Here is a 4177-nt window from a genome sequence, read left to right as displayed (position 1 = left end):
ACCGGAATTTCGGCTTGACCCAAAAATCCCCTGCCGAAGTCTCGACAGGGGTCAATCTTATTTTGCCCGCAAGGGGGCAGTCCCGCGTGCCTTTTCCAATGCCATTGGTGTGAGAATAATTCCTCCTATTGTAACGCCCCAACCAATAAAAGTAAAACACATCAAGCACTATGTCCTTCCCATATATATGGCAAGATGACTCTATCTTCCATAGAATAACATTGCTTGAAAATACTGAACACAAAGTAACAGAAGGAACCCTCCCTATACAAACATTGCCAAGGAATGAACATAATTTATCATTTCGCAAAAAACAGAGATAAGACTATAGTCTAAAGTCTTATCTCTGTTTTTGCGGAAAGGATAGGATTCGAACCTACGAAACCCTTTAGGGGTTTACACGCTTTCCAGGCGTGCCTCTTCAACCACTCGAGCACCTTTCCTTTAAGGTGATTACGGCATTATCCTTTAGGATTTGCGATGCAAAGGTAATATTTTTTTTTGAATGAAAACTTATTCTATCAAAAAAATATGTTTCATTTGGCTCTTTGACCATAAAAACACAAATTCTCTATTATCTAAAAAGAAGTTCAGCATCACGCTTAGCCGCCTCTTCCACCCATTTTTCGGGCACAAACTTCCATTCGCCTAACGCTTGTGGATGAATGGTACCTTGCCGGCGTATAGCTTCTATTAAATAATGGCGAAGGTCACGGTCGGTACGCCACAATATACGTCCCTCCAGACTATCTTTCGGCAGGCCGGCTCCTACTGTCAGCAAATCCCCACCGCCTCCACCACGATAAGAGTTCAATGCTACTCTATACTCTTTGTCCAGTTCGAACTATAATCGGCAAAACGAAAAGTGCAATTTTGAAAAACGAAAAGTACATTTTTTGGTGTTTTCCGGCCATTTCGGGCGCGTCTGTTTGACCGCCGTTCAATCATCGCTCAAACGCTGTTTAATCGGTTGAAAAATAGTTATTTTTACAGCAAAATAATCCCTCAAACTTTTTGCAGTTTGAGGGATTTTTCTTAACTTTGTATTGTTATCTTGGCCGCGTTCACACCGAATCTGCGGCCATTTTCGTAAGTATTCCGACGCATCTTTCTATCATTTTCGAGCGGTCGCGCTTCCATTCGGTCGCTTCCATCCCTTTGTCGTATGCCGGATAAGGTTGCTGCGGCTTTACGCACCGAAAACGCTTGTCGAGCGCGTAAATGTATCGGTAGGTCTTGACGTGGAACACTTCAAAATCGCCTATCAGCATCCCGACATTGGCGCGTAGAAAGCCCGACGGCGATGTTGAGTTGGTGAATATCTGCTCGTGTACCATCTCGCCGCTGCGTCTATTGCGCAGAAACTTTGTGAGGTGAAAGCCGTAATACTGAAAGTTGGCGGCTTTGTAGATAGTTCCGCAGCCGAGGCGACCGTCGGCGAAACTCTGCACGGCCACGAGGTCGGGGTCAAGGCGGCGCAGCAGCTTGATCGAGGCTGCTATCAGAATACTTTCGGCATTGTGGCCGAGTTCATCATCTATCCACATACGGTTGAGTTCGCACATCCACGCTTTCGGGTTGGGGTGCGTGAATATCCGGGCTTTGGGGTTCTTCATGTAGCCGTAGACGGCCACTCCGAGGCAACGGTCGGGTTCGTCGGCGCGGAAGATTCCGAAGTTGTAGACACCGAAACCTCCGTCATTCCATTTGTGGGAGTAGTGGTTCTTGACAATCATTTCCTTTGCGGTGGCCTTATCAACAGGCTTTATCAGAAGCCGTCCGAGCGAGGAGGTCTCCTTGTAAATCTCCGTGGGGAGACTGTTGCTGTCAGTCATTCAGCATAAAATGGGGTTTGATAGTTAGTGAAACGGTTGGTTATCTCGCCCCTTTTGCGTAATTTTGCAGTGCCAATCACATACTAAAAGCAGCGACACACGGCGGTCAAAAGGCTATAACAGCCCTCGACTGCGCGGTGTGCCGCTGCTTTGTGATTGTATGTGATTGGCGTCCTACAATCAAGTCGGGGGCTGTTTTTTATTGCCCACCGACGTATGTTTTCGTTTATTCTGTTTTTTTCATCGGCTATTTCATTGGGGTTAAGATTTTAACATATATCTTTGCGCCATGCATTACACCCTCGACAGTTTTGCGATTTCGATTTCAAGATAGTGTATGGTGTGTGCGGCATGTGCGATTCCCTCTCACACTAAGTTATCGCGGCAATGGCCGCGTCCGACAGCAGGGATTGAGCGTCTTATAGACCCCGTTGAGATGATTTTGAACGAAGCACCGACTGGATTAGTCAGCGACAACCTACAAGATTTCACAACAGAGCATATATTGAGTTACGACCGCCGGGGTTTTTAGAGGAGCAGTTTTTCAACCGCCCCTCTTTTTTTGTCCCTAATCGGCAGAGAACCCACGGCGCACCACGGTCTTGTTGGTCTTCTTGTCGAGATGAAACCAAAGGCGGTATTTCATACGCGCCATCTCGCCGCCCGCGCTCTTGAACGTCTTCCCGGCTGCGGCAAACTGCAACGCGATCCGCGCATAGCAGCAAGCCTGTGTCTTGGGCTTTGTGCCTTTCCTGGAAGCTTTGACGCGAGTTCCGACCACTTTGTAGAGGCCGTTCCCGGCGGCGATTTCTGACAGACTCCCGCTTGCCACAATCATATCCGAGCAGACAGATCCGAGTTCCTTTCCGATAAGGGCATTGTCCTCCTTGTCGGTTACGCCTATGCACTTAGGCACATACCAGTTGTTGGGTGAGGAGGTGGAGAGTATCACGCCCTTGTAATGCACGTATTGGTTCTTCGGTTGCCGGAGCATACTCTTGCCTTTCCACGCGGCGTTTGTGCCTGTCGTGCCGCCGGAACGACGCTTTCGGCTGCGCTTCTTCTTGCGGAGCAGCACAAGCTGAACCCCCTCCGGGATAAAGCCGTGGCGCACATAGACGGTCGAGCCTTTTACCACCTTAACGTCGATATGCAGGTTTTCCGTTACCGGGTAGAAACCTCCCCACGTCTTTGCCGCGCTGTTCCAATAGCGGACGTAGCGGCGCAGGTCGGGCAGGATCTGTTCCTGTGTGATGTTGTTCGCGCTGTGGCGGTAGACGTTAATCGTGTATTCCTCCGCGCCGTTCAGAGCGAAACACCCCTTGCGGCAGTTAAGACGCACGTTGTCCTTTTGCGCGTCCAACTGAACGCGGGTGAGGCTGTCGGTAGACAATACGGTGAGTTTCTTGGCGAGGTCGCTGTTGACGGCGGTGTAGTCGAGCAGTTTCTTTGCCAACTGGTCGTTGGTTTCTATCATCGAGAACCCGGAGGCCGGATATAATCCCGGCACGTTCTTTGTATATGTCGGCACATATTCGGCGTAACGGTAAATCCGCGCCTCGCGGTAGGTCGTGCCGTCGGCCACGATGTTCTCGGTTGTCTCCCGGATCTGAATGCCGTTGCCCGGCTTGGCTGCGGCCTTGAAGCGCAGCACCTCGCCGTCTATCACCACAACGCCGTCGGCGGTGGCCGTAGGTGCGAGCAGGATGTAACGTTTACCGCCTATCCTTGCGAATGCCTGTAAAAAGGTAATCTGGTCTTGTATGAACGACAGCCCCTGCGTCGATAATGGATACAGGCCATTGCCACCACTTGCGACCGCCGTTGATAAATATTCCGCTCTGTTCATTGCTTGAGTTTGTTGGGGTGTAAATCGGAGTTTTTGAAAGGATTCTGTATTGCTCCACAATGGCCTTCACCTTGTCGAGCTGCGTTGTGTAGATGTTGTTGGGGACGCGCACGATGAACGAGTTCTGCGGCGCGTTGAGCCGCGCTTCGTCGGCGAGCAGCGGTGTCGGATGTTCCGGCGGCTCACCCTCTACGGGCTTGCGGTTCTTCTTCTCGTCCACGGCGAGCAACTGGTTCGGCATCGTCGGGTCTTTTGCATAGACCCACTCCCCCTCGTATGCCCCCGCGTCCTCGATCTCAAACCCTTTTTTCAGATTGAAAGCGTCGTTGAGAGCGGCGCGGAGATAGCACACCTGCCCGTTGTGGCTCAACCTGTATATGTGGTCGCCACGCGCCCGCAGGAAGCGCGGGTACAGCCCTGTGTCGTCGCCGAGGTAGAGCGGCGAGCATAAGGCGCGGCAGAAAGCGAACACCCGGCGCAGACGCAGGAACGT

3 protein-coding genes, 1 tRNA gene and 1 pseudogene are annotated in these 4177 nt (G+C 51.1%); 1 reads left to right on the top strand and 4 read right to left on the bottom strand.

From position 1 onward, the window contains the following. Window positions 1-199: hypothetical protein (locus C5S62_RS13760; RefSeq protein ID WP_223301102.1), on the top strand; the 199-nt coding region annotated here is incomplete at its 5' end. 156 nt (window positions 200-355) lie between these two features. On the opposite strand, the gene C5S62_RS01730 is transcribed toward C5S62_RS13760, so the two are convergent. From C5S62_RS01730 to C5S62_RS01715, 4 genes and pseudogenes are all read right to left on the bottom strand, one after another. Next, window positions 356-443: transfer RNA gene (locus C5S62_RS01730), tRNA-Ser, on the bottom strand. 131 nt (window positions 444-574) lie between these two features. Then, a pseudogene (locus C5S62_RS01725) lies at window positions 575-844 on the bottom strand (bifunctional metallophosphatase/5'-nucleotidase); the annotation flags it as partial. A 220-nt stretch (window positions 845-1064) separates the two neighbouring features. Then, entirely contained in the window at window positions 1065-1835 is a 771-nt protein-coding gene (locus tag C5S62_RS01720; protein ID WP_104403798.1) for a hypothetical protein, read from the bottom strand. Between the two features lie 568 nt (window positions 1836-2403). Then, window positions 2404-3684, bottom strand: a complete 1281-nt coding sequence (locus C5S62_RS01715; protein ID WP_133159458.1) for a hypothetical protein — start codon at window positions 3682-3684, stop codon at window positions 2404-2406. Between the last annotated feature and the right edge of the window lie 493 nt (window positions 3685-4177).

The organism is Prevotella sp. MGM2 (assembly GCF_002933955.1).
GTDB lineage: Bacteria > Bacteroidota > Bacteroidia > Bacteroidales > Bacteroidaceae > Alloprevotella.
Note: the sequence above shows the minus strand (reverse complement) of the source record. Positions and strands in the feature narration are given on the sequence as shown.

Excerpts from the sequence above, each read along its gene's own strand:
- C5S62_RS01720 (WP_104403798.1), bottom strand. The coding sequence starts at position 1,835 with ATGACTGACAGCAACAGTCTCCCCACGGAGATTTACAAGGAGACCTCC.
- C5S62_RS01715 (WP_133159458.1), bottom strand. The coding sequence starts at position 3,684 with ATGAACAGAGCGGAATATTTATCAACGGCGGTCGCAAGTGGTGGCAAT.